Below are 24,705 nucleotides of genomic sequence, written 5' to 3'. Positions count from 1 at the left end.
ACCGAATCACTTCACTCATGAAAATGTAATAGATTGATAACTTTTTATTGAACATAGATAAGCTGAGGAAACATGACCATCTATACGCTTATCTTGTAAATGCTGCTGGTACACCGCCGTCGATGGTTAGCATACAGCCCGTCGTTTTGGCTGCTTTGGAGGAAGCGAAGTAAGCGACACCCTCGGCAATATCATCTGGGTAAATGTTCACCAGCAGCGTTGTGCGCTTACGATAATGCTCTTCTAACTGATCCGGCTCAATCCCATAAGCAGCGGCGCGCTCATTGCGCCAATTGGAATTCCAAATCGCTGAACCTTGTAAAATTGCATCCGGCAAAATCGTATTCACGCGAATACCCAACTCACCGCCCTCGGCAGCGATGCAGCGTGCCAGATGTGCTTCCAGTGCTTTTGCCGAGCTGTACGCCGTTACATTTTTGCCCGCATATACGGAGTTTTTGGAGCCGATGAATACCATGCTGCCGCCCAATTCCTGCTGCTTCATGAGTTTGAATGCTTCGCGCGCTACAAGGAAATAGCCAGTTCCCAATACATTCATATTGAGTTCCCATTCCTTCAGTGATGTCTCATCAAATGGACTGGATGTTGCTAAACCAGCGTTGTTCACGAGTACATCTACACCGCCATATGCTAACGCCGTATCGGCAAAGGCTTGTGACACCAGTTGTTCATTCGTCACATCCATCTTGACCGCCAATGCACGGTTCGGACCGAAGGCTTCATTCAGCTCGTCAGCTACCTTTTGCGCACCTTCCAGATTCAGATCCGCCAGTACGACATGTGCGCCCTCACTTACCAGACGACGTGCAGTTGCACTACCAATACCGCCTGCACCACCAGTAATAAGCGCGATCTGTCGGGAAAATTCCGCTTCTGCCGGAGCGAGCGATAATTTATACAATTCCAGCGGCCAGTATTCGACGTTGTACGATTCTGACTCGCTCAGTGAGACAAATTCGCCCAGTGCAGTCGCACCACCCATCACAGCAATCGCACGATGATATAAGGCACCACTCACGAGCGACATCGCATGACTTTTCCCCGTATTGATCATGCCAATACCGGGAATAAGGATCACGCGCGGTGCTGGCTCGAACATTACATCGCCCTCGTGATGATTCCGCTCAAAGTATGCTTTGTATTCTTCCTTATATTGATGAATGCCCTGAATTACTGCTTGCTTCAGCCCGTCTACATCGTCCATATTGGGAATAATGTCGATAAAGAGCGGCTTCATCTTGGTATGTACCAAATGATCGGGACAAGCCGCGCCGACCTGTGATAACACAGCAGAATGAGTGCCATTTACAAATGCCAGTACATCGTCGCCATCATCAAATGTCAAAATCATCTTCTTGCTATCGCTAACTGCACCGCGTACCGCAGGCATGAGGCTGGATACGAGCTGCTTGCGCTGTTCCGATGAGAACGCTTGCAATTTCTCGCCGCCAAACAACGGCTTTTGCTTTGCCTTGTCTTCGATATATTGGGCAGCACGATTAATGATCTCGATGGTTTTATTGTAACATTCTTCCTGCGTTTCGCCCCATGTTACCAGTCCATGCTTTTCCATCAGCACCAATTCTGGGTGAGGATGATCTAGTACACCTTGAGCGATCATTTTCGATAATGTAAAGCCCGGACGAATATACGGCACCCAGACAAAGGTATCACCAAAAATCTCATGTGCCAGCTCTTTACCGTTATCTGCGCAGCAGAGACTGATAATCGCATCAGGATGCGTATGATCTACATGCGGAAATGGCAGAAAAGCGTGCAGCAACGTCTCAATGGATGGGCGCGGTGCCTTCGCATCTATCATGCAATTGCCTAGATACGCTACCATCTCTTCATCTGGCATCTCTTCGCGTTCAAATAACGGGCGAATATCGTCCATGCGTAATCCGGTAAAATGCTGTGCTTTCATAGATGCTAGATCGGAGCCGCTACCTTTTACATACATTACTTCTACATCGCGACCTCGGAAATCCTGCACTGTTCCTTTACTAGACGTATTGCCGCCACCCCAGTTACATACCCGACGGTCTGAGCCGATCAGATTGGAGCGGTATACGAGCTTGTCCACACCTTCTTGAATGTTATCTGCTTGCTGTGCATTCCATTGATTCGGTATCATGCTTCATCCTCCGTTGATCTGCGTCGTTGTGGCAATATGAGTAGGTATGTAGCTGTGAATGACTGCCCATCGATACGCAGTTGATTGCATTACAGATCAGTTGAATGGTACTGCCTACGATGCACCGCTTGTTGGGAATATGATGCCCCAAGTCGGTTCCTTTGTTTGCAGTATATCACTTCTGTTTTTATTTGAAAATATAAAAATCGGAAATAAACAAAAATATATTTAAAATTGGTAACGCTTAATCAGACGTAAATAAATAGATATGTACCTTAATATTCGTATAATCACAAAAAGAAACACAATCATTCAAAAGATGCAATGATTGTGTTTCGATTACCATTTCTATTCTTAAAAGTGTAAAGCTATCGATCCTGGACCGATCAGCGCCAGCCCAATAGCAACAACGATCAGAAACAGATTATACTCAAATCCGCCACCGCCGTTGGCAAAGCCTTTGGCACCGTGTACCTTAGCAATTGCACCGATCATCATGACTGTTACCAGCACTGCGCCTAGCGGCAGGAACAGACCAAGAATGAACAAGATACCGCTTAACAGCTCGGCAATCCCGCTAAGTGCTGCCGCTGCATTGCCCGGTTTGATACCAATCGATTCAAACCAGCCGCCAGTACCTTTGATTCCATAACCGCCAAACCAACCAAACAGTTTTTGTGATCCATAAAATAAAAACACGATTCCCAGCATCAAGCGAATAATAAACAGTCCAATATCTTCCATTGTAAACATCTCCTCTGTATTTTTTGAAATTGGTATTACATTTCCATTCAGTAATTAGTACATTCCGACATACCTCTCAGCATGCCATTGATTATTGCGGCTGATCCAACTCGCGTACTTCAAAAGGCAGCAGTACCTGTTTCAGCTGCGCACGATGCTGCTCATATTGCTCTGGCAGCTTCAATTCGGTACCAAGGGTTTCAAGCGATTCATCATGAGCAAAGCCCGGCGGATCAGTAGCAATCTCGAACAGAATCTCACCATGCTCGCGGAAGTAAATCGCATTAAAATAGTTGCGATCACGTACGGCAGTCACGCCATATCCTTGATCATGAACTTCATTTTGCCATTGCAGCTGATCGGCATCATCCACCGCGCGCCATGCGATATGATGCACGGTTCCGACACCCATTTCGCCGCGAACACCAGTGGTCAGCTTCAGATCGATCATATTGCCAATATCGGCTGTCGAGCGATAGCGCACATAATCGCCTTCTTGCCCAACCTGCTCCAAACCCATCACCTGTTCGAGCAGATGAGCGGTCTGCGCCGGACGGGAAGAGAATAATGTTGCTCCGCCGAATCCCTTGATCGCTACATCCGTCGTCACACCACCAAAGCTCCATTCGCTCTGTTTCCCAGCACTGCGCGCCACAATTTCCAAATGCAAGCCGTGCGGATCGTCAAATGCTAGATAACGCTCGCCGAAACGCTCCACCTCTTCAAATGCAATATCAAACTGCTGCAAGCGTGCTGCCCAGAATGGCAATGCCTGTTCTGGAACGACATAGGTCGTTACACCAACCTGACCGTCACCGATCACACCCTGTCTTGCACCTGCCCAAGGGAAAAAGGTAATAATCGTACCCGGATGACCAGCTTCATCGCCAAAGTAAAAATGATACGTACCCGGATCATCAAAGTTCACGGTTTGTTTTACCATCCGCAAGCCAAGCACGCCTGCATAGAAATCTACATTTTCCTGAGGATGCCCTACAATCGCTGTAATATGGTGAATACCTGCTGTGGATTTCATCATCATTATCCGCCCCTTTTTTACCTTTAAATAATAAATCTTAATTTAAAGATTATTGATCATGAGATAATAATAGCTTCATACACCGAAGATGTCAACCCTTTGTTTTTTATAGATTATGAAATGGTTTGTTTAGCGCTTTTTCGTCATCTGGTATGACATTTTCGACATTTCTATGTTTCCCTTTTCTGCAATCGGGTAATGAAGAACAGAGCATACTGAACAAAATAAAGTGAATCATTCACGAGGAGGAGAGCATCATGGCACAAGACAACAAAATGGAAAATCCGAATTCGGAAGACACACTAATGGAGAAACGTAAAAAGGAACAGGGTGCAAATCCTGAAACGCAAGCTGACGAATGGGTATCCAAACCGTCTCCCGTTGCCTCGGGTGACGACAGCAAAGACAAAAAAGACTCCGATAAGTAATCCGATACACTAGGATTGCCTAAAGAATCTAGAATAATGCGTATAGCAGGCAGTATGGATCATTATGATCCGTACTGCCTTTTTATGGTATAAGCTTGGAATAATTGGATTGTATGATCGGGAGACTATCCATCCACTTGCGCTACCATAATCGGTGTAGCTGCTAATTTTGAGATGATGTTTTCCCTTCTGTTACAATAAGCTATATCGACATATAGGAGGTACATAGATGGAGTGGTTACATGAAGTCGCTGCCGCACAGTGGCGAAAGCAAAGCAAACAGTATGCCCAAGACATTAACGAATTTGTACGTATTGGCGTTGAAACCGGCTGGTCTGCCCAGCAGGAAGAACCTCAAGACGAACGATATACGCTCGCACATGAAGTGATGTATATGATTGAAGCAGCCAATGCTGCCAACGAAATCGAACAACTGCATGAGCTGCTGCCACCTGCCTCCGCTCCTCTGCTTGCTGGCTTCAGCGAGGAGAAAGCCGCATCTATTTTGCAGCCTATCATTCCGCTTGGCTTTGTGGGTACACGAGTACTGCTACAAACCGGTATAGATGCTTCGACCAGCCGTATCTGTCTGGCTTCTGAGGATGAAATGATTTGGGTGAAGGATGTACGCCGTGCTGGCTTCTCACCTGACGGTGCCTGCGTAGCGCTTGCCGATGAAAAGGGCATTTCCATCGTAATGCACCCTGACTACGAATTGAATGGTATAGAAGTCGCCTATTACGAATGGCAACCTATTCAGTCCACGATAGCGGGCTTTTTACCGAATATACAATCTCTAGCAACGGCTGAGTCTGCGGTCCATAGTCTGGTACAGCTTGTTCCGTTTGATCAAGGTCAATCGCTGCTGTTAATTAGTGAATACGGCGTATACTTACTATCCAATGAACAGGTTACCATCCTCTCCCCATCGCCCGAGGAATTGGAGGACTATGGTCCAGATTACGAAAGCACCTTGTCGTCGATGGTTCATGGTGCGGTTTCCTTTGACGAACAGTGGATCGCTTACGGCAATCAGGGCAGCGAGCATGGGCTATTGTATATGCCGACGCTGCAACGCTATAACTTTGCTCCGTCGTCTAGTTACCCTCACTACAGTCTCTTCAATCTGGATAGTACGGCGGTCTGGTACAACGCCTGCCATTTTTATAATGGAGCAACGTCTGAAGTGAATTTGGCAGCGGTGCAGCGCGGTGAGATTGGTCCATATGACGAATTGCCGATTGTGGATGAAGAGATGCGTGTATATGCGGGGATTGCACTGGAACAAGGCAATATTCTAGGTGATGCGTACGGATATTTGCGCCTGCTGGATAAGCATGGAGTCGAAGTTTGGCGGCATTATCTGGGCAGCACGATTGCTGGGATGACGGTATCACCGGATGAGCGCTGGCTGATCGTTGGTACGTACAGTGGCATGGTACACTGGATCGACCTTCAGCATGGCAGTGTGAACGAGTATAATATCGGCAATGCGCCTATTTTGGAAACTCATCGCTGGATACTCTGGAATGATCGTGCACCGCTACGCTGGTAAACAGTCCAGTGTATGACAAATGGATATTCGTTATCATTTAAAATGTCGTTATCGTCTTTATGTACGTCTTTACGAACGTCCTTATGAATATGTCCCCTTCTTGGCAATTGGGACTGTCACAAAACAAAATAGTACTACACCACTATCACAAATGATAAAAAGAGCATGTCGGATGATACGTATGTTTCCGACATGCTCTTTTCTTTTTGATATTTATAGGATACTGACAGCTAGATCAGCTTCACTTTACGTGCCTGTTCCTCAGACAAAATGAATTGCTCCTGTGGATACGTTTCGTCCTCATTTTCCACACCGAACATTTGCATCACATCGTTCCAGATGCCCTTTTGCACTGCTTCTTCCTGCGTAATAATGATTTTCATACGATCGCCTCCTGTTATCCATTACCATGAATCTCATGAAATTAAACGAGCCAGTTAGTTTTCAAAAGTGAAATCGTATTGCTCGCTTTCAGCAAAATCAGCAGCAGCTCCGAGATGACTTCCTTGTTCCACCGTCACATCGTGAAAAACAATACCCATTTCATTCATACTGTCTTTTGTTCCTACTGCATTACAGAGTAGCATCCGAAATGCAAACTGTTCTTCCCCTTCTATATCCACTTCTTTATACAAAGAGACGTTATGATGAATATCTACATCATACGTATATTGCGTCACACCCGTAAATGTAAAACGATAACCATATTGACTGCCATGAACCATCCTAATCTCTATTGTTTTGGCATGTTCTGCATTATGTATATCCTGACCAAACTGTAATTCTTTAACGGATATGATCTTTGCATCGTGAATATGACATTGTTCTTGTAGTTCTATTACGCCTGCTGGCAATTGATGCTGCAAATGTTCATAATGCTGCACATACTGTTGGCAAAGCGTATGCCATGTATGCTCCCATTCTCGTCTTGCTTGCTCTACCGCTCGCACGACGTTCTCCTCAGGCAAGTAACAGCTCAGCATCTGGTGATTCCGAGCATATGCAACTAGTTCGGGCGATAGATACTTTTCCCACAATGGTAAACGGTACGTATTGGATTCTATCGCTTGTTCCACAAAGTCATATCCATCCTCAATTGCCCACTGTCTAGCTTCTTCCAATTCTGCTTCCGTTTCATAAAATCCCGGCAGACTGTACGCCTGCATTTCCTCATAAATCTCTTTTGTCCAGTATTTCATGCAGCCACTCCTTTGATTCCTACTTAGTATACTTGAACCTTCACCTATGCAAAACGTTCCATCTAGTATAAAGCAATTTCTGTTGTTGCGTCTAATCGCTGAATAAACGCCTTTATATTCCTACTTCCTCTGCACAGCAAATATCATTCAGCTCATCACAAAAAAGATCAGCCGGTATATACCCGTGCTGATCCTTTTTGTGATTGCTATTCACTTTTATCATATCGTTCTACATTACAATTTTGACTTGCTTGCAACATTTCAACGATCAATACGGCTTAGCGTCATGACCTTTGTCTTCGGCTTTTTTGGCAGCAGCATGAGCGCGGTGAGTCGGTTTGCCCATTGCTTCGGCTTTGGTGATCTCCTCACGTACACGTTTGCCATAATCCTCATCCGCCTGCGTGATGTTGTTCAACACCAGATTGCGGATCGTTTCGTTGCATTGCGCCAGATTGCCGCCGATGTTTTTGACCAGCTCATCGCGTTCCCAATCTTCGAAATTGCGGTACGTTTCGCCCGCTTGAGCAAAATCATTCGGGCGGTCGATCTTCTCGCGCATCAGACGTGCATCATAATATTCCGGCTCATGATCTTTGCCCGGCTTCGGCGCTTCCTTCAAACCGCCCAGCGAAGATGGCTCATAGTTCACATGCGGATTCTGACCCGGTGCACGGTCGCTATGATAACGCATTTGTCCACCCTGATGATTGGTTGCCACATGACTTTGCGGCGCATTGATCGGTAGCTGTTGATAGTTGGAGCCAACACGATGTCGCTGTGTATCGGAGTACGAGAAGGTACGTCCTTGCAGCAGCTTATCATCCGAGAAGTCCAGTCCGTCGACCAGTACGCCTGTACCGAATGCGACTTGTTCCACTTCATTGAAGTAGTCGACCGGATTGCGGTTCAGCGTCATTTTACCGACCTTCAGGAATGGGAATTGATCCTCTGGCCACAGCTTGGTTGGATCAAGCGGATCGAAGTCCAGCTCTGGATGATAGTTGTCCTCCATGATCTGAACACACAGCTCCCATTCTGGGTACTCGCCATTTTCAATTGCATCGTACAGATCGATAGTGGCATGGTTAAAGTCGAGTGATTGAATCTGGTTCGCTTCATCCTGCAACAGATTGCGGATGCCTTGCAGCGGTTCCCAGTGGTATTTGATCAATACCGCTTCGCCAGCTTCATTCACCCACTTGTACGTATTTACACCTGATCCTTGCATTTCACGGTAGTTTGCCGGAATGCCCCAAGGGGAGAACAGGAAGGTAATCATATGTGTGGATTCTGGGCTATTCCCGATAAAATCAAAGAATCGCTCCATATCTTGTACGTTTGTAATAGGGTCCGGCTTAAACGCATGGACCATATCCGGGAATTTCAACGGATCACGAATAAAGAAAATTTTCAGGTTGTTACCAACCAGATCCCAGTTGCCATCTTCGGTATAGAATTTGGTTGCAAAGCCGCGCGGATCGCGCAATGTTTCCGGTGAATGCCCACCATGTACCACAGTGGAAAAACGTACAAAGACCGGTGTTTCTTTGCCTTTTTCTTGGAACAACTTAGCACGAGTATATTTGGATACCGGCTCATCGCCAACTGTACCGTATGCTTCAAACACGCCATGCGCTCCCGCTCCACGGGCATGCACGACACGCTCAGGCACACGCTCACGGTCAAAATGGGTTATTTTTTCGAGGAAATTGTAGTTTTCCAGTGTAACGGGACCACGGTTGCCTACAGTACGTACATTCTGGTTGTCGGTGACAGGATGGCCCTGTCGGTTCGTCAGCGTTACATTTTCTTCTTGATCATTCGATTGCGGGTTCTTATTGTTCTCATCTGCCATAACATGTTCCGCCTTTCAAGAAAGTATAAGTTTGCTGAAACCTTGATACACATTGACACAGGAAAACAGGTGGTACGCTCTAGCAGCAAGCAACCACATTACCTTTTTTTACCTGCTTGTGCCCATTATAAAACACTTTTAGGCGAAAAAGTGAACCGATTTCATAATTTTGTCCATTTAGTGAATGAAGATTGGATGAAATAGGCATCTGCGATATAGTAAAAGAGCAATGCCATCCAGCACAGTTCATGGCAAGATTTCGATACATACGATTTTCGCAAATTCGCTTCCTTGATCAGGTAGACGTTGATTTCATGATTCATCCTTGTGAGAAAAGGAGTCTGTTATGTCATTACAGCAAATCACCCTATTGCATGAGAACATCGAAGATCATTCTGTTTATCCGTTCAATCTGCCGCTAATTACCAAAATAAACTCTTTGCGACTACATGCGCCAGTTACTTTTTTTATCGGAGAAAATGGTTCCGGTAAATCGACGTTGCTGGAGGCAATCGCCTATCAGTGCGGCTTTCATACCGCAGGCGGTTCGCGTAAAAACGCGTATCAGGTAGATGCCGCTGAATCCGCGCTTGGCGATTATATCCGGTTATCTTGGTTGCCTAAGGTAACACAGGGGTTCTTTTTGCGGGCAGAATCGTTTTATCAGTTTGCCAGTCATATTGATGAAAGTGAGCAAGATCCATGTACACGCACGGACTTTATTCACTATGGCGGCAAATCGCTGCATCATCGTTCACACGGTGAATCTTTTCTTGCTCTATTTCAGCATCGATTTGGTCGTTCGCGCCAGCCTGCCATCTACCTACTGGATGAGCCAGAAGCGGCATTATCACCTGCTCGTCAGCTTGCCTTTATGCGTATCATGCACGACCTGACGCCACATTCGCAATTCATCATTGCCAGTCATTCACCGATTCTAATGGGTTATCCTGGTGCAGATATTATTTCGTTTGATGGCTCGTCCTTAGAGCGCATGGATTATCGTGATACAGAGCATTACCAGTTAACCCGTCGCTTTTTGGAAAAACCCGATTCCTTATTAGATGAACTATTTGGAAAAGACTAAAGGCAATTCAAAAAGGACGCTGCCACTTTATCGTGACAGCGCCCTTTTCTTTTAGCTTTTCAATCCAGTTACGATGAAACCGAATCCGATACTGCCACTTCCCAGCTCTTGATCACATCATCGACCATGATCGGCTTCCGCGTCTTACAGAATATCCAAACGCAGACGCTTCAGGCTGGTATGCTGAATCACCCATTGTCCATCCAGCTTCACAAAGGTTTCGTGATAATACCCGTAACCATGAAACGACTTGTTGGGATTGCCTTCAGGAAACGTGACATAATCCTCCATCGGCGACATCACCTTCGCCTCTCTAGCCGATACTAGTTCAATATCCGCGCTATGTACCTGATGCACTGTAACTGCCGGGTCTACCAGATCCTGAAATACCTTCACAATCGTATCCCGTCCTTCCAGCACTGGAATCGGATTGCCTTCTGTACTGAAATCTGCAATTGCATCAGGAGCGAATACGCTTTTGAGTGCTTCCCAATCCTTGGTATCAATGAATCGGCAATACCGCGATTTGGTCATCCGAATATCCTCATACGCTAGCAGCAGCTCCGTACCTGTCAGAAAGTCACTGTTCATCTCATATCCTCCATCATCGCAACGAAGTTATCATTCTATGATTCATTATAACATTATGTTGCGATGATGAGATATGACAATCCATAAAAGGAACTTTACCTGATAGAGTAAGCCATCCTACAAGCAGAGAACGATTGATGTTAGTCCAACTCTAGCCCTTTTGTCTCTTTGCCCAAGAACAGTACGGCAGCCGCACCAATCAGAATCGCCACGAAGAAAATGATAAAGATCGAGCTAACTGCCACCCCTTTACCAACAAGCATACCGACGAGGAATGGCGCAATCACGCCCCCAATCCGTCCAAAGCCTGCTGCCATGCCGACACCCGTCGAGCGTACACGAGTTGGGTACAGCTCTGGCGTATACGCGTATAAGCCGCCCCATGCGCCCAGATTAAAGAACGACAGACAGATGCCCGCCAAGATCAGTGACAGCTCACTGCTGGCAAATCCGAACCAAATCGCACTTACAGCGGTCAACACCAGATACAGCACCAGCACGAATTTGCGACCGAATTTCTCAATGAAATACGCGGCTGTAAAATAACCCGGCAATTGCGCCAGCGTCATAATCATCACGTATTCAAAGCTTTTAATCAACGTAAAGCCCTTTAAGCCCATTACCGATGGCAGCCACAGGAACATACCATAGTATGAGAACACAACGGTAAACCACAGAATCCATGCCATCAATGTAGTACGGCGATGCTCACTATTCCAGATGTTGCGCAGCCCTTCACTAAAGGAAGCACGTGTACCTGCACCAGCCGCTGCATAGCGCGGTGAATCGTCGATAGCGCGACGTAGATAGAGCGCATACAGCGCCGGAATCGCTCCAATAATAAAGCCCCATTGCCAGCCATATTTGGCGATGACAAAATAGGCAACTACAGCCGAGATGATCCAGCCAAATGCCCAGAAGCTTTCCAGCAGAACTACAGCCCGACCGCGATCCTTGACCGCTACCGATTCCGATACCAGTGTTGAAGCAACCGGCAATTCTCCACCTAATCCGAAGCCCGCGATAAAGCGCAGCAACAGCAATACGCCAAATCCGGTCGCCAATGCGGACAAACCGCTAGCAATCGAGAAAATAAGCAAGGTCCAAAGCAAAATCGACTTGCGTCCATATCGATCTGCCAGATAACCAGCAGCGATAGCCCCAACTGCCATACCGACCGAATTGATACTGGTCAGATACCCAATTTGTTGCGGGCTCAATTGCCAGCTTTTCGCTAGTGCTGCTGCAATAAAGGAGATCATCCCTACCTCCATCGCATCAAACATCCAGCTGAAACCTGCGCTGAACAGCAGCTTACGCTGTTTTGGATTGCGCAGCAGTTCCATTTTTTCCATACGTTAACCCCTTCTTCCCGGCTGGCTTGTACTTTTTGTTACATACTTTAGTAGAACAACGGGTAACGCTTCGCATTTTCCCGGTACGACCGCCGCGTTTATGTAGTCACGAATTCTATTATACTCAATCAATGGGAAATGTCCTCACATTTATTCAGGAATGTTTAAAATTTTTAGTATTTTTTTGTGCAGTTAAACAAAAGAAGTACGAAATTAGGTAACAAACTTTACAAATCTGCTATACATTGGTTAAGGGCCTATCCCTTCCATATCTTACATAATAAAGGAGGAAGAATGATGAAGTTGAAACAAAAGCTGCTCGTATCCGCACTGGCAGCTAGTATGGTGCTGCCGTTGTTCCCAGCACAAGCACAAATGGCACCTGCCAATCCAGTAGTAGCCGATGTTCCGGGGGCATGGGCTGCCGGACAAGCACCAGCAAAGATTGATCCCAACAAGCCGGTGCTGCTGTTCGTCCACGGTCTGACCAGCCAAGCTAAAGTATGGTACAACGAAAATGATATGTACCAATATGCGTACAACAACGGATACCAGACTGCCTTTATCAACATGTATGACATCTCTGGTACTCCAGAGGACATGTGGAAAGATGGTGAATTGCTGGCGGCGAAGATCAAGGAAATTAGCCAAACGTATGGCAAAAAGCTCGTTATCATCGCCCATAGCAAGGGCGGTGTCGATACTCAGTCTGCCCTCGTCCGCTACAATGCCTACCCATATGTCAGCCGTGTGATTACTCTCAGCACTCCGCATCACGGTTCACAGCTTGCCGATCTCGCCTTTAGCAGCTGGGCTGGCTGGCTCGCCGATCTGGTTGGTTCCCAAAGCCCCGGCACTAGCTCGCTACAGACCTCTTACATGGAATACTTCCGTTCCGAAATGGCAAAAGATCCTGATGTGAATAAGATTCCTTTTTATACGATGAGTGGTGACAAATGGTCCGGCTCCTCCAAAGCCTCTTATACGTTCGGCGGTGCGTATCTATCTGTCTTCGGAAGCAACGATGGTGTAGTTACAACCGACAGTGCTGCATTGCCCGGCAGTCAATTGATTCAAAAAGGACCTTGGAATCATGCCACTGTTCGCACCGGCTCCTACACCTTTAATCTGTTCAAGCCCTATATCGGTACTGTAAGCGGGGCGGCAGTTGCTTCTTCTCCTGCACTCGCGGTTACATCAAGCGTATACCATGATGTGTATCAGCCGTCCATTTCCGCCGATAACAGCAGTACGTCTAGTTCCCCAGCAGATGGTCACTATTATGTGCGAGGTGGCAATTATAATGGTACAGCAACCGAGACATTGACAGTGGAAGATAACGTGCAATCGGTAACACTGGATTGGATCAGCAGCCAACCGGTTCATTCGCTGCAACTGATCTCGCCAACTGGTGCTGTCCAGCAGGTACAGGTAAATGCCCAACCGGATGATGAAATCTTCAAAGGCGCCTATCATCAGATTGCCAAGCTGAGCAAGCCGATTGCCGGAGAATGGCAGGTCAAAGCCAATAGCAATACCTCCGGTGCCTATCTGATGACCGCCGTATTCGCAGGTAGTACCAATCAGGCAAGTCTGAACAGCTCCCTCTCTGCCAATACACTCAATATGGATGTGCAAACGGAAGGGCTGGATCATGAGCAAACCCAGATTTCTTACACGGTTGATTATTACGATGAACGCGGCAAGCGTATCGCAGCACCGACCGCGCAGCAACGTTCACTCACCTCGGATTCAGTGCAGGACAGTGTACCCGCGCCAACCTCCGGTAAGCCTTCCAATTATGTCATCACCACCGATATCGAAGGCAAAACCAATACAGGCGCCCCATACAAACGGACATTGATCCAATCCGTCTATGTGGATGCCAATGGCAAAACGTATTCTCATCAGGACTAATCAATCGTACGGATTCATGGAGTGCATATATCGAAAGACGATGTATCATTGTCTTGCTGATTACAGTTCATCATGTCTAGATACAGAGAGAATACGATATATGGATAGGAAAACCACATACAAGAAAAGAGCGCATATCTTTGAGAAGATATGCGCTCTTTTTATATTCAAATATCATCTAATTTGCTGGTAAGTTTGAGCAGTCGCATCGCTATGCGATGAGAAGATATTTCTTACTTCGCAGATTCTTCTGCTTCTACAATAGGGAACCAGCCTGGAACGTTGATGACCATGTTCCACAGTGGGTCTGGCAGAGTCAGTGCTTGTTGATCGTTTTTGCTAATAGCATACATGATTTCGTTCTCACGACCGGATTCTACTTTTTCTACCCATGCCGGTTCAACGATCAGTTGGCGACCAAGAGCGACCAACGGTGCGCCTGTTTCCAGTGCAGCTACAGCATCATCCGGTGTTTTTACCGAACCAACACCGATGACCGGTACTTTGTTACCTACACGCTCTTGAATGATGGTCAGACGGGAGCGAGTATCGTCTACGCCACGACGTGGTGCAGAGTTGTAATCCATCAGAGATACGTGCAGATAGCTCAGGTTTTTCTCAGCTAGTGCATCGATCAGTACGAGCGTATCTGCCATTGTGATACCCGGTGTTTCCGGTTCTTCTGGAGAGAAGCGGTATCCGACGATAAATGGACCTTTCGCTTGTTCTTTGACAACACGTTGTACTTCGTCCACGACTGCCAGTGGGAATGCCAGACGACCGTGTACGTCGCCACCCCATTTGTCTTCACGACGGTTGGAATGTGGAGAGAAGAACTGTTGAATCAGATAACCATTTGCACCGTGAATCTCTACACCATCAAAGCCAGCTGCGATAGCATTCGCAGTCGCTTTACCAAAATCTTTGATAATGTCGTCGATTTCTTGTGCAGTCAGTTCGCGTGGAACTACGCCTTCATTGCCATCGTTACGTACGCTTGCTACCGCGCTTGGTGCGGTTACATCGCCATCAACCAGCTCAGGTGGTGATTGACGACCAGCATGGAAAATTTGCAGAACGGATTTAGCGCCGTTCTTTTTCAGCGTTTCAGACAGACGGGTCAGACCTGGTGTGAACTCATCACCCACAACACGGAATTGATTGGCAAAGCCTTTACCCCCCGGGGTCACATGACCAACAGCAGTAATAGCAAGACCTACACCTGTTGTACGACTTGCATAGTATTCCAGCTCCGCATCAGAGATCGTTTCGTCCGGGTTGGAAGAAGAGTGTGTCATTGGCGCCAGAACGATGCGGTTTTTCAATTCAATACCGTCGTTCAGTGTAAATGGCTCAAACAATGCTTTATATTTCGGATTCAAAGGGATCTCTCCTGTCTCTATTTAGAATAGTTGAACAATCTATCGCCTAGACAGATTGTTATTTAAAGTAACAATATATATTATAGTAAACAATTTAATTTTCTACAAGTATTGATAAAAAGAAATAAATATGTCCGCATTATCATGTACACAATACAAGGGAAAACCGGTATCAAGATTGAGATACCGGTTTTGTTTGTTGGCGTTGGGACGGGTTACGTTTGGCGTCGTCCGAAGATGTGGACGATTCACCAGATTGCGGTTTTACGCGCGGTGGTTCTTTTAAGAAGAACATCATGAACAGCGCGATCACCGACAGCACGGAAGCAACCAAGAACGCCATATTCGTACCATGAATCATAGCAAGATCAGCAGTTTGCCCAGCAGAGGCTGCCGAAGTCGAAGCATTGGTGAACACGGTAATCAATACCGCTGTACCAATCGAGCCTCCGACCTGACGCAATGTATTATTCATCGCTGTCGCGTGAGATAACAGATGGGTCGGCAGTTGATTCAGACCGGCAGTCGTTACCGGCATCATCACCATGGACAATCCAAGCATCCGCATCGCGAACATGATGACGATCATCCATACTGGCGTTTGGTCACCGAGCATGGTGAATGGAATGGTACCGACCGTAAGCAGTAACAGACCCGTGAAGCCCAGCTTCTTCGCACCGATTTTATCAAAGATCCGTCCAGTGATCGGTGACATGATCCCCATCAGAATCGCACCCGGTAATACAATCAGACCGGATTGCACCGCCGACAGATGGCGTGCATTTTGGATATACAGCGGCAACAGTGTCGAAGCACCGATCATCGCTGTAAATACGATCACTGTAATAATCATCGAAATGGTAAATAAACGATCTTTGAACACGCGGAACTCTAACAGCGGCTGTTCCAGCTTGAATTGACGGGTAACGAACAGCAGCAGACTGACCAGACCGACGACAATGGTAATAATGACGGTTGGATCATTCCAGCCTTTGGACGCGGTACTGAAGCCGTACAGCAGTCCACCAAAACCAATTGTCGACAAAATGACCGACGGAATATCCAGTTTCGGATCGCGCAGCTTACCAACATTTTTCAGAGCAAAGAATGCAATAATCAGGTCAAGCACAGCAATCGGCAGAATGATGTAGAACAGATCACGCCATGAGAATGTATCCACAACCCAACCTGACAGTGTCGGTCCAATGGCTGGCGCAAACGAAATGACCAAACCGATCATCCCCATCGCCGCACCGCGTCGTTCTTTCGGGAAAATCACCAAAAATACAGTTTGCATCAACGGCATAACGATACCAGCACCTGCCGCCTGTACGACACGACCAACCAGCAACCAGCCAAAGCTTGGCGAAATCGCTGCAATCAGCGTACCGATGGCAAACAGACCAATCGATGTAATAAACAACGCTCTTGTATTAAATTTATCAATCAAATAAGCGGTAATCGGGATCATAATCCCGTTAACCAGCATAAAAATCGTAGTTAGCCACTGCGCAGCAGTCGCATCAATATTCAAGTCTCTCATAATATGCGGCAGTGCGGTGACGAGCAGCGTCTGATTCAAGATCGCTACGAACGCCCCTGCCAGCATGATGCCCACGATCAATCCAATATTTAACTTTGGTCGCGGCTCAGTTACAGCATTATCCATGTTTCTCGTCCTCCCAGTTTGCGGAATATACATGTTGTAGGTAAGCAACTTCGGTTTGCAGTTCTTCCCGTTGCTTCAGATAGGAGATTAAGGCTTCCATCATGAATGCCTGCGGTACTTTTTTTCTGCGTTCGGCATCCAGTCGTTCGGCCGCCGCGATCAGATCAGCTTTCACATGCTCCGGGCTATTCCGGTGAATCGCCTGTGTCAGTTCGCGCATACATTTTCGCCATTCACTCTCTCCAAAATAACGACCATTGCCGTCAGGGACATACAGATTCAGCCGCTCGGCGACCTGTTCGTCAATGACTGGCTCCTGCTCCAGTCGTTTCTCAATCATCGCTTCCATTGTATCAACAAGTAATCGGGCGACTTTGGCGATGTTTTGCGATTCGACTCGGTGCTTGCGCTCCAATCGGTTCAGAAAAATCATCTCTCTTGTCATGCCCTGCATACATATAGCCATATCCCAAACCATATGTTCGATGCGGCTGCCAAACGCCTCCAGCAGCGCTTCCTTTTGCCAATTCAGCATCATACGTTTAAAGTCCAGCATGACCTGACGAATCTGCGAACCGAGTTCAATCGGCATATTTTGATTCAGACTGACAAAGAAGTCATGCTTTGTAATAAAGGATTGCAGCTGTACCTCCACCTTGCGCACCAGCTGTTCATGCGGCGACACATCGTCTTCAAAATGCAGCATGCTGGACGAATCCACAATCTCTTCATGCAACGTACGAACGATCTGTAGCAGAATATCCTCCTTGGAACTAAACATTTTATAGATGGACGCTTTGGACATATTGCATTGCTCGGCAATATCCTGCACGGTGGTAGCAAAATAGCCCTTCTCTGCGAATAATTGTCCACCTGCTTGTAAAACCAGCTTTTTACGATCGTCTGCCATGCTGCTGCATCTCCTACGTATGGGTATAAGTATCGGGTTGATCCGATCTTGCTTAGTGGTGCTTGGTCATGCTAGATAACACTTTTTCTGTGTATTGGTGTATGGGTTTGCTTGTCTGATTGTATGCAATGCGATGTGTTTATTTTTTTTCGTTTGAGTCGTTTAAAAAACTCATCAGAACCTTTGAGTACTTTGAGAACTTACTAGTTCTACTTACTATTTTATACCTCGTTATTTATAAAGTCAAACAGGTATTATGTAAATGTAATGATATTTTTTTGGGGGTGGAGGTTGTTTAGAGGGGATTTGCAGGGTAGTCAAGCGCTGCGCAAAGGGATGGGAAAACAGTCTACGGTGGAGCGCGGGAATCTACGGTGAGGAAACATGGGCTGTAGATTCCTGCGCTCCAAAGTCGCCCTTTTTCCCCATTCCCTTTACTCCGCTCCTTGCTGTCTATGTTATATCGTGTGGAAAGAACTGCAAAAAAGGCTGGGCTGCCGCTCGTGGTTAGTTGTAGTTTGAACTATTTAAACCTTTCTATGTATTTGAAACTTTAGGGTTGTATCCTTTTGCAACTTTGGTGTTTGAATTTGGTTTTTATATGATTATGTTGATGATTGGGATTGGTTTTTTAAGAAACTGGTGAGTTTTGGGGAGTTATGATTGAAGGGTTGAGGGCTGTAATAGATGAAGTCAGGGAATGTATGTGGGTATAAGGTATAGAGTAGGGCTTGGGATGTGAAAAGGACTGATCTGCTGGGGGGCAGGTCAGTCCTTTTTTGTATCTTGTGTAGCATTGGGTGTTGTATGGTTGTTTTGGTGAACTGGTATGGCTCTATTATTCGTTTAGTGCTTTTTCGAGAGCGGCGAGGTTTTCTTTCATGACAGAGATGTAGTTTTCGCCGGATTTGATTTGGTCTGCGGTTAAGCCTTCGAGTGGGTTAAGGACGGCGGTTTGGGCGCCGACTTCGTTGGCGATGGTTTCGGCGATTTGTGGGGAAACCAAAGTCTCGAAGAAGATCGTTTTGACGTTGTGCTGTTTGGCAAAGTTAACGACTTCTGCCATTTGAGCGGCAGTTGGTTCTTGCTCTGGCGATAATCCGCTGATTGGTACCTGAGTCAATCCATAGTCGCGTGCCAGATAGGCAAAGGCTGCATGCTGCGTAATAAAGTCTTTACGTTTGGCATTGGACAGCCCGGAGGTGAAGTCGCTATCCAGCTGGGACAGTTCTTTGATATACGCATCCGCATTTTGCTTGTATTGGTCGGCATGAGTCGGGTCAAGCTTTGCCAGTGCGGTTTCGATATTTTGTACTTCCGCCTGTGCTTGCTTTGGAGACAGCCAAACGTGTGGATCGAATCCACCGTGGTCGTGACCTTCTTCGCTGTGTTCCGCTTCTTCAGCGCTATGATCGTCGCCCTCGTGTTCATGCCCTTCCTCTTCACTACCTTCGAGAATTTGCAGACCACTGCTGGCTTCTACCAGTGTAGGGCCATTGCTGCCAAGCGAATCTTTCACCTGATCGATCCATTCTTCCATACCAGCGCCGTTATATACGATCATATCGGCTTCGGTCATTTTGGCAATATCTTGGGGAGTTGGTTCCCAATCATGCGGCTCGGTTCCAGCAGGAATCAATGTTTCTACATCAGCCAGATCACCGGCAACTTTGGAGGTGAATTCTTCCATCGGATAAAAGCTAGTGATGATATGTAGCTTGTTACCGGAACTCCCGTTAGAGGATGTACCGTTTGTAGATGATGCGCTGTCTCCGCTATTGCCACATCCGGCAAGCAATACACCTAGACTTAGAAGTGCTGTGGCAGGTACAGTCATCAGTTTGCGTTTGTTGTTCATGGATTCATGTTCCCCTTTCCCGTTCTGTAGAATGATGCGCAGCAGGCTCGGTGAGAGCGCTGCTGCATGATGATCCCGAAATGCGTATCTGTTTGTACCGGATGGATACCGGATTTCAGTCTAGCGCATTTCAGTTTTTGTGAAGCACTTCGGTTTGCACCTTACTCTTTTGCGCACCTGCATTTTGACGTTGCCAGAAACGGCGACTGTCTAGATCAGGCGCATATCCGCTATCATTGCCACGACGAAGACGATTGACGATCCGCTGGATGCCCAGCCCGATCAGCAGGAAGGACAACAGCAGTAGCGCTACCGTCGCTCCCGGTGGTGTATTTACATAATAGGACGTGGTCAGACCGCCGAACATGCCAATCAGTCCGATTGCCACAGCCATGATAAGCGCAGAAGTAAATCCGCGGGCAAAACGCAGCGACAATGCCGCCGGTAATGCCATAAGCGCGGATACGAGCAGTACGCCGACAATCGGCATCGCTGCCGCTACAGTCATACCAGTCAAGACGGAGAACGTTTGTGACAGCCAGCGTACATGGGTACCACCGATCTGTGCGGTCTCTTCGTCAAATGTAATATTGTATAGCGGTCGTCTCATCAGTACCCAGAAAATAAGCACAACGGCAAATACCGCTCCAATAATCCATAGTTGCTCTGTACTAACGGCTACAATCGAGCCGAACAGATACGAGCTAAAGCTGCGATTCAAGCCAGAATCCATACTCATTAATACAAGCGCCAGCGCCAAACCGCCCGTCATAATAACGGCAATCGACACTTCGCCATACCCACGGAAATTTTGTCGTAGTCGTTCAATCACCAACGCGCCCAAAATGGCGACAATGAATCCACCAACTGATGGGTTAATACCAGCAATCGCACCAATAGCGACACCTGCCAGCGAAACGTGTGACAGCGTATCAGCCATCAACACCTGTCTACGCAGCACGAGGTATACACCGAGTAGCGGCGCGATTATAGCAATCATTCCTCCGGCCCAAAACGCACGCTGCATGAACTCGTAGTCAAACATGCCCATCCGCCACCCTCCTCTCGTTCGAGCCGAATCGTGCGGTCCAGATACGGCTCCGCTTCTTCCAGCCCGTGTGTCACCATAACAACGGTACGACCGTGTTGTTTCACATGATGACTCATCAATTCGTAAAATCCTCTACGGCTCTCTAGATCCATCCCCGTAGTCGGTTCATCCAAAATCAACACATCTGGCTCCTGAGCAAGCGCGCGAGCAATACATACGCGCTGCTTCTGTCCACCGGACAGCTCACCGATCTTACGATCGCGCAGTTCCCACATACCGACAGCCTCCAAGGAGCTGCGTACCAGAGCCTCCTGTTTTTGCTTAAACCCTCGGAACAGACCAAGACGCATATAACATCCCGAACGTACCAGTTCAAACACTGTACTAGGAAAACCGCTATTGAATGAAGCAACCTGCTGCGGTACATACCCGATGACCGGCTTACCACCCTTTTCATTGCGGTTAATCTGTACTCGTCCACTCCACGGTTTCAAAATGCCGAGCAGCAGCTTGAGCGATGTTGTCTTAGCAGCACCATTCGGTCCGCTTAATGCCATAAATTCATTGCTGTATATTTCCATCGACAGCCGGTTAACCACCGGTTCGCGATCATAGCCGAACACTACGTCCTGCATTGACGCCAGTAACAAATGAAGCACTTCCTTTCCTGTATTGCCATCATGGCTGTTCATGATGAGAATCTTCTATATCTACATATCGGCAAAAAAGCCGTTACATTCAGGATCATATGGTTCTTCCAACATGAATACAGATCATAATAATGAAGTAAACCAACCAGAATCAATGGAAACCAGATGGCTACCTTCTATATACTTCCTGCACATGATTTCTTTTCTTCCGCTTCTGTTCGTAAATATTACGAATATCACCTGACCTACTTTACTCCTGCCATGTTAGCATTGTCAAGCGTTTAAACAAAATAATTACGATTTAGCTTTTTTCATCCCTATTTGCTTCCTTGTAGCTGTATAATTCCCCCTACAGCTCGCCCTTATCATACAAAAACAGGGTACTGCGCAATGCAGACCCTGTTGCAACTATATTCTATGCTGAATTGTTCTGTCCTTCACTACATGAGCGAAGGACAACTGTATTCTAATTATAAGGTTCTTACAAAGTACGGAGACGGAGCAACAATCTTGCTATATACAAAGCAAAGCGATGAATGATCGTACAGAGATCAAGCAATCCATCTGCAGGGTATCAAACAATCCCTTACAGCGATTTCACCACATACAGACGAGAGGTTTCTTCCCAAATCTCGCCTTGCTTGAGACTAATAAAGCCCTTCTCCTCATCTGGCAAATCCACATTCGGTGCGTTCACCAGATTGGTTTGCGGTTCTGGACAGAGGAAGCTGCCGGATGCTTTGCAGTTCCAGATCATCCAGTGCTTATAGCCAGTTCCTACATCATATACCAGCTTCACACCGAGGCGATGATCGACGATCTCCGCGATATTGCGACCATTGCGCGGCTCAGCAGTATAATGGTTGTCCATTTCTTCGCCGTACGGGTTCGCGCCTTCCTCCTTCAATTGCTGCTCCCATGCCGATAATGGCTGGAAGCCACCAGTTGGCAACATCCGCTCCGTCATCTCGCGACGCTGGCCAATATTTGCGTGGAAGGTTATATCATCCGCGCTGCTATCTGGTGCGAATGGAGCATTCAGTGCGGTATGGAATGCCAGCATCATCGGCATTGGATCGTTGCCATGATTTTGGATGCTGATCTGTTGCTGCAATCCATTTGCCGATAAGGTGTAGACTAGTTTCGCTGTAAAGGAATGCGGCCAATAGCTGTACACCGGATGCGATTCGTCAATGCTCACACTAAGCCCAACCCGACTCTCCTGATCATTCGCTTCATGGAAATCGACATCCCATACAATGGTATGCAGGAATCCGTGCAGATGGTTATTCGTTTCCGGCTCATTGATTGGGAACGTATACGTGCGACCGTTCCATGTAAATGTACCATCTTCGTATCGGTTTGGCGGAAACAGTACCGGAATACCATTTACCCCTGGACTAGCGCGAAATGCATCCATTTCCTGCTCCTCTGGCTCCCGCAAAAAACGGTAACCGTTACCATGATCGCGATAAGCAATTAGATTGGCACCTACACTGGGCAATACCGCCGCTTCCAAATCCCCATAACGAAGCCATACTGCGGGTTCTCCTTGATAAGCTTGTTCAAACGTACTGGACTGATTGGACATGACTATTCCCCTTTTCGTCTAGTAAACTCATTTCCTTTACAATTACCTACGCTAATCAATCAAAACATTAATCATACAAAATATATCATATCTCTTCATGGCAAAACAATCATACTTTCCCATCAACAATCCTATCTTCATCGATTTGCAAAGACGACAAACGCATCATAGATACATTATCTACACAATTCGAATCTTCTCTCCCTTGCGCGCCGATTCGAGACAGGCAGCGATCACCCGTGTATTGCGGATCGCATCCTCTGGGCTATACGGTAATGGCATACCATCCAGCACGGCCGCCGCAAACGCGTCTACCTGTAAAGCAAAATGGTTGGCTACCTCCATATGCTCCTCTCGCTTGCCCTCATCCGTATAAATAGTAATCTGTGGCTCATCGCTATGATCATCACGCCGAAACGCATACGGCAGCTTAATTCGGCCTTTCGTACCGATAATTTCCAGTGCACAACTCGGATATGCCCACATCCCACATTCAAATGTAGCCGAGCGTGAATTAGGAAATTCAAGCAGCCCAGAAGCCATCATATCAACATGATCATGCTTTGCCGAAAAGAGTGCATGCACCGTTACCGCCGTCGGCTCCGCACCAAAATACATGCGTGCCGCCGAGACCGGATACACGCCAAGATCATATAATGATCCGCCGCCCATCTCCCGTCGATAACGTACATTTTCCAGATCGTCCGCGTTATTGGACGTAAAACGTCCATGCAGGCTACGCACCATACCGATCTCGCCAGAATGAATAATCTCGCGCACTCGCGTATGCTTCGGATGGTACCGATACATAAAACCCTCGGCAAACGTCACGCCCTGCTTGCGACACGCGTCTACCATCTCTGCTGCATCAGAAGCTTCCAATGCAGCGGGCTTTTCACATAATACATGCTTGCCCGCTTCTGCCGATTTGATCGTCCATTCCTTATGCAGATGGTTGGGCAGTGGAATATACACTGCATCAATGTCAGGATCGGCAAGCAGCTCTTCATAGCTACCATAGAAACGAGGAATCCCACAGCGCTCAGCGACCTCAGCGGCATGCTCTACATTTCGACTGGAGATCGCCAGCACTTCATTGCGCATGGATTCTTTAATAGAAGGTATGATTGCGCTTACAGCAATGTCCGCAGTGCTGATGATGCCCCACTGCAATTTACGCTCAGTCATGATTGCATTCTTCCCTTCGCTTCAGTTTACATCAATCTGCCTGCGGTAAAGAATGATACAACTGCCTGTCGTTACCTGATCTATTTCAACGCTATATCCTGTATGACCCGTTTATCTGTAATTGTCCGCCTCGGCGCGATTCAACATGCCAATGCAGCGATCCAAATCGGTTTTGACCTGCTTTTTGTACAGCTTCGCCTTTTCTGGTCCATCATCTGTAAAATGATATATAACAATCTCCTGAAAATCAACCTTCGGATCATTACCTTTTAGTTGCTTGGTACGATAAAAAATCCCGTCATGCACCAGTTCATGCAAGGCGCGGTAAATCTCGCTTTGCGGAGGCGAATAACCGAAATCCTTAAAGCGTTCCTTCATGCTTTCCAGCATTTCGTAGCCATAGCCGCGATGCTCCTCCACCATCGTAATCAGGTACAGCTTGATAAACGCCCGCTGTGCAATCATAAATGCCATT

Annotated in this window: 21 protein-coding genes; 4 read left to right on the top strand and 17 right to left on the bottom strand. The window is 47.0% G+C overall.

The genetic code is table 11. The features are described 5' to 3' along the window. Positions 1–88 precede the first annotated feature (88 nt). From ABXR35_RS06445 to ABXR35_RS06435, 3 genes are all read right to left on the bottom strand, one after another. Positions 89–2,158: a bifunctional aldolase/short-chain dehydrogenase gene (locus tag ABXR35_RS06445; protein ID WP_367057069.1), complete on the bottom strand. Its 2,070-nt coding sequence runs from the start codon at positions 2,156–2,158 to the stop codon at positions 89–91. Positions 2,159–2,512: 354 nt separating this feature from the next. Continuing rightward, positions 2,513–2,902: a DoxX family protein gene (locus ABXR35_RS06440; RefSeq protein ID WP_367057066.1), complete on the bottom strand. Its 390-nt coding sequence runs from the start codon at positions 2,900–2,902 to the stop codon at positions 2,513–2,515. A 91-nt stretch (positions 2,903–2,993) separates the two neighbouring features. Next, positions 2,994–3,941 carry a ring-cleaving dioxygenase gene (locus tag ABXR35_RS06435; protein ID WP_367061226.1) on the bottom strand — a complete coding sequence of 316 codons (948 nt, stop codon included), beginning with the start codon at positions 3,939–3,941 and terminating at the stop codon, positions 2,994–2,996. A 257-nt stretch (positions 3,942–4,198) separates the two neighbouring features. On the opposite strand from ABXR35_RS06435, the gene ABXR35_RS06430 reads away from it, so the two are divergent. Together ABXR35_RS06430 and ABXR35_RS06425 are read left to right on the top strand one after the other, a co-directional pair. Next, on the top strand, positions 4,199–4,369 hold the full coding sequence (locus tag ABXR35_RS06430) for a hypothetical protein (protein ID WP_367057063.1): 171 nt from the start codon (positions 4,199–4,201) through the stop codon (positions 4,367–4,369). A gap of 229 nt (positions 4,370–4,598) precedes the next feature. Beyond that, positions 4,599–5,924 carry a PQQ-binding-like beta-propeller repeat protein gene (locus tag ABXR35_RS06425; RefSeq protein WP_367057060.1) on the top strand — a complete coding sequence of 442 codons (1,326 nt, stop codon included), beginning with the start codon at positions 4,599–4,601 and terminating at the stop codon, positions 5,922–5,924. A 230-nt stretch (positions 5,925–6,154) separates the two neighbouring features. On the opposite strand, the gene ABXR35_RS06420 is transcribed toward ABXR35_RS06425, so the two are convergent. The 3 genes from ABXR35_RS06420 to ABXR35_RS06410 form a co-directional block, all read right to left on the bottom strand. Further along, positions 6,155–6,307 carry a hypothetical protein gene (locus ABXR35_RS06420; protein ID WP_367057057.1) on the bottom strand — a complete coding sequence of 51 codons (153 nt, stop codon included), beginning with the start codon at positions 6,305–6,307 and terminating at the stop codon, positions 6,155–6,157. Positions 6,308–6,361: 54 nt separating this feature from the next. Continuing rightward, complete coding sequence (locus tag ABXR35_RS06415) at positions 6,362–7,123, bottom strand: DUF4085 family protein (RefSeq protein WP_367057054.1); 762 nt, start codon at positions 7,121–7,123, stop codon at positions 6,362–6,364. Between the two features lie 268 nt (positions 7,124–7,391). Then, positions 7,392–8,981 carry a catalase gene (locus ABXR35_RS06410; protein WP_367057051.1) on the bottom strand — a complete coding sequence of 530 codons (1,590 nt, stop codon included), beginning with the start codon at positions 8,979–8,981 and terminating at the stop codon, positions 7,392–7,394. Between the two features lie 346 nt (positions 8,982–9,327). Here ABXR35_RS06410 and ABXR35_RS06405 point away from each other — a divergent pair, with 346 nt between their 5' ends. Further along, positions 9,328–10,068: an AAA family ATPase gene (locus ABXR35_RS06405; RefSeq protein WP_367057048.1), complete on the top strand. Its 741-nt coding sequence runs from the start codon at positions 9,328–9,330 to the stop codon at positions 10,066–10,068. 144 nt (positions 10,069–10,212) lie between these two features. Here ABXR35_RS06405 and ABXR35_RS06400 read toward each other — a convergent pair whose 3' ends face one another. Then, on the bottom strand, positions 10,213–10,659 hold the full coding sequence (locus tag ABXR35_RS06400; protein ID WP_367057045.1) for a nuclear transport factor 2 family protein: 447 nt from the start codon (positions 10,657–10,659) through the stop codon (positions 10,213–10,215). A 140-nt stretch (positions 10,660–10,799) separates the two neighbouring features. After that, on the bottom strand, positions 10,800–12,014 hold the full coding sequence (locus ABXR35_RS06395; RefSeq protein ID WP_367057042.1) for an MFS transporter: 1,215 nt from the start codon (positions 12,012–12,014) through the stop codon (positions 10,800–10,802). A 294-nt stretch (positions 12,015–12,308) separates the two neighbouring features. Here ABXR35_RS06395 and ABXR35_RS06390 point away from each other — a divergent pair, with 294 nt between their 5' ends. Beyond that, positions 12,309–13,931: an esterase/lipase family protein gene (locus ABXR35_RS06390; RefSeq protein ID WP_367057039.1), complete on the top strand. Its 1,623-nt coding sequence runs from the start codon at positions 12,309–12,311 to the stop codon at positions 13,929–13,931. A gap of 233 nt (positions 13,932–14,164) precedes the next feature. On the opposite strand, the gene ABXR35_RS06385 is transcribed toward ABXR35_RS06390, so the two are convergent. The 9 genes from ABXR35_RS06385 to ABXR35_RS06345 form a co-directional block, all read right to left on the bottom strand. Then, positions 14,165–15,313, bottom strand: a complete 1,149-nt coding sequence (locus tag ABXR35_RS06385) for an NADH-dependent flavin oxidoreductase (RefSeq protein ID WP_367057036.1) — start codon at positions 15,311–15,313, stop codon at positions 14,165–14,167. Between the two features lie 172 nt (positions 15,314–15,485). Continuing rightward, positions 15,486–16,982, bottom strand: a complete 1,497-nt coding sequence (locus ABXR35_RS06380; protein WP_367057033.1) for an MDR family MFS transporter — start codon at positions 16,980–16,982, stop codon at positions 15,486–15,488. Next, entirely contained in the window at positions 16,975–17,892 is a 918-nt protein-coding gene (locus ABXR35_RS06375; RefSeq protein ID WP_367057030.1) for a TetR/AcrR family transcriptional regulator, read from the bottom strand. Before ABXR35_RS06375 ends, ABXR35_RS06380 begins: the two co-directional genes overlap by 8 nt. Positions 17,893–18,730: 838 nt before the next feature. Then, positions 18,731–19,750: a metal ABC transporter substrate-binding protein gene (locus tag ABXR35_RS06370; protein ID WP_367057027.1), complete on the bottom strand. Its 1,020-nt coding sequence runs from the start codon at positions 19,748–19,750 to the stop codon at positions 18,731–18,733. A gap of 130 nt (positions 19,751–19,880) precedes the next feature. After that, positions 19,881–20,801, bottom strand: a complete 921-nt coding sequence (locus ABXR35_RS06365; protein ID WP_367057024.1) for a metal ABC transporter permease — start codon at positions 20,799–20,801, stop codon at positions 19,881–19,883. Continuing rightward, positions 20,747–21,451 (bottom strand): metal ABC transporter ATP-binding protein, encoded by a 705-nt coding sequence (locus ABXR35_RS06360; RefSeq protein WP_367061223.1) that lies wholly within the window; start codon positions 21,449–21,451, stop codon positions 20,747–20,749. Before ABXR35_RS06360 ends, ABXR35_RS06365 begins: the two co-directional genes overlap by 55 nt. Positions 21,452–22,037: 586 nt before the next feature. Then, positions 22,038–23,042, bottom strand: coding sequence for an aldose 1-epimerase (locus tag ABXR35_RS06355; protein WP_367057021.1), 1,005 nt, complete (start codon positions 23,040–23,042; stop codon positions 22,038–22,040). Positions 23,043–23,222: 180 nt separating this feature from the next. After that, positions 23,223–24,230, bottom strand: a complete 1,008-nt coding sequence (locus ABXR35_RS06350) for a Gfo/Idh/MocA family protein (protein ID WP_367057018.1) — start codon at positions 24,228–24,230, stop codon at positions 23,223–23,225. Between the two features lie 111 nt (positions 24,231–24,341). Continuing rightward, a complete protein-coding gene (locus tag ABXR35_RS06345) occupies positions 24,342–24,704 on the bottom strand; it encodes a replication termination protein (RefSeq protein ID WP_367057015.1) in 363 nt (120 codons plus the stop codon). Position 24,705: the final 1 nt, after the last annotated feature.

This window comes from Paenibacillus sp. JQZ6Y-1 (assembly GCF_040719145.1).
Classification (GTDB): Bacteria; Bacillota; Bacilli; order Paenibacillales; family Paenibacillaceae; genus Saccharibacillus; species Saccharibacillus kandeliae.
This window is presented reverse-complemented; position numbering and strand designations above follow the sequence as displayed.